Here is a 2,513-nt window from a genome sequence, read left to right as displayed (position 1 = left end):
CGCTGACGCCGCTATGGCACGTCGCCGGCAAGGGCAAGGCGTTTGTCGATTACCAGCACGACGTCACCGCCTCCGACATCGAACTGGCGCAACGCGAAGGCTTTGAATCCGTCGAGCACCTGAAGCGCTACACGACGCTCGGCATGGCGACCGACCAGGGCAAGACCTCCAATGTCGCCGGCCTTGCCATCATGGCCGCGGTCAGCGGCCGTTCGATCCCCGAGACCGGCACGACAATCTACCGGCCGCCTTACGTGCCGGTCGCCATCGGCGCCTTCGCCGGTCATCATCGCGACGAGACGTTTCATGCGACGCGGCTGACGCCGTCGCATCACTGGGCCGTGGAACAGGGCGCTGTCTTCGTCGACACCGGCCTGTGGAAGCGGGCGCAATGGTACCCGCGCGCCGGTGAGAAGGACTGGCTGGAATCGGTGACCCGCGAGGTCAAGGCGGTGCGCGGCGGCGTCGGCTTCTGCGATGTCTCGACGCTCGGCAAGATCGACGTGCACGGTCCCGATGCCGGCGCTTTCCTGGATCGCGTCTACATCAACACCTTCTCCAATCTTGCGGTGGGAAAAGCGCGTTACGGGCTCATGCTGCGCGAGGACGGCATCGTCTATGACGATGGCACGACATCGCGGCTGGCCGAGGATCATTACTTCCTGACCACCACCACGGCCAAGGCCGGACTGGTGATGCAGCATCTCGAATTCTGCCGGCAGGTGCTGTTCCCGGAGTTCGACGTGCAGTTGACTTCGGTTTCGGACCAGTGGGCGCAATTCTCGATCGCCGGACCCAAAACCCGCGATCTGCTCAGGGAAATCGTCGACCCGTCCGAAGACCTGTCGAACGAAGGCTTTCCGTTCATGGGCGCGCGCGAAGTCGCACTTCGCGGCGGCCTGAGAGCGCGGCTGTTCCGTATCTCGTTCTCAGGCGAGATGGCTTTCGAGATTTCAGTGCCGGCGCGCTTTGGCGATGCCATGGCGCGCAATCTGATGCTGGCCGGCGCGCCATTCGGCGTGACGCCCTACGGCACCGAGGCGCTCGGCGTCATGCGCGTCGAAAAGGGCCACATTGCCGGACCGGAACTGAGCGGCACGACGACGGCGGCCGATCTTGGCCTGGGCAAGATGATGTCGACCAAGAAAGACTATATCGGCCGCGTCATGGCCGGACGCGGGGCGCTGGTAGCCCCGGACCGGCAGGTCGTCGTCGGCATCAAGCCGACGGACAAGGCACGCCGGCTGCGCTCCGGTGCGCACATCATCCCGAAGGGACAGACACCTGGCCCCGGCAACGACCAGGGCTATGTCACCTCGGTCTGCTTCTCGCCGACGTTGGATCAGTGGATCGGGCTCGCGCTTGTCGAACGCGGCCGCGAACGCATCGGCGAGATCGTGCATGCGCATGATCCATTGCGCGGCGAAGACTACGATGTCGAACTCTGCAATCCCGTCTTCTACGATCCGGATGGAGGGCGCCAGCGTGGTTGATTTTTCCTGGGCTCCCCGCAGTCCCCTTGAAAAGGCGCTTGTTGCCGGCGTGCATGGTGCACGCGGTATGGAGGCCGGCGTCTCGCTGACCGAGATCCGCAATTTTGATCTCGTCCAGGTGATGGCGCGGCGCGGTAAGGCGGCTGACATGGCCACGGCAGCGAAGGTTCGCTTTGGCGTTGCTGCTCCGGAAACGCCGACGGCAGTCGGCGCGGCGGACGCAACGCTGATCTGGTCGGGACCGGATCAGTTTTTCGTGCTGTCGAAGGGCGGCAAGCATTCGACTGAAGCACTCGCTCAGGCGTTTGCATCTTCCGCCTCGCTGTCCGACCAGTCGCATGCGCGCGTGCTGATCAGCATCTCGGGTGACAAGGCGCGGGCGATGCTGGCGAAACTGTCGTCGATCGATTTGCATCCCGATGCGTTTCCGGTTGGCGCGGCGGCGGCTACGTCGATTGACCACACCAGTGTCACGCTCAGGCGTGGGAATGATCGAGATGGCCTGGCGGTGTTCAACCTCCTGGTGTTCGCGACTTTTGCCGAGAGCCTGTGGCACACGATGCTGGACTCGGCCGCGGAGTATGGTGTGGTTATCGGCCATTCCGAGGAATTCTAGCCCGCCAATTGTGGACCTCGGCGCCGCCCCTCATTGCCCTGCCGGGCATTTCTCCCCGTGAACGGGGAGAAAGAAGCTGTTCGGAGTGCCGCGCTATTTCTGCAATGTTGGCGATTGGCGAAACCGGCGACGACAGCGTCCTTCGCCCCGTTTACGGGGAGAAGATGGCAGCAGCCAGATGAGGGGCAGCACCGACGTTTGGAAGATAGACTGGGAGGCCAATTCAATCCCAATTGACTGGGTTCGAAGCATCACCTTCACCTTGCCAAACGCACGCGCACTGCTATTCTTACCGCTAAAATAATTTCACACACAGGCAAACTTGTTTCTCGAACCGCAAGGCTGAAATGAGCCAGTCGCCCTACCCCGCAATTGCTGCCGGACCGCCGCGGCCGAGCCTCATC

2 protein-coding genes are annotated in these 2,513 nt (G+C 63.0%); both read left to right on the top strand.

Features of this window, described 5'->3' with window-relative positions:
• A partial coding sequence (locus tag EN750_RS28905) for a glycine cleavage T C-terminal barrel domain-containing protein (RefSeq protein ID WP_281062335.1) occupies positions 1–1,493 on the top strand: 1,493 nt, incomplete at its 5' end.
• A complete protein-coding gene (locus EN750_RS28900) occupies positions 1,486–2,109 on the top strand; it encodes a sarcosine oxidase subunit gamma family protein (RefSeq protein WP_127398790.1) in 624 nt (207 codons plus the stop codon). The genes EN750_RS28905 and EN750_RS28900, both read left to right, overlap by 8 nt.
• The last annotated feature ends 404 nt before the right edge of the window (positions 2,110–2,513 follow it).

This window comes from Mesorhizobium sp. M7A.F.Ca.ET.027.03.2.1, assembly GCF_003999175.1.
Taxonomy (GTDB): domain Bacteria; phylum Pseudomonadota; class Alphaproteobacteria; order Rhizobiales; family Rhizobiaceae; genus Mesorhizobium.
Note: the sequence above shows the minus strand (reverse complement) of the source record. Positions and strands in the feature narration are given on the sequence as shown.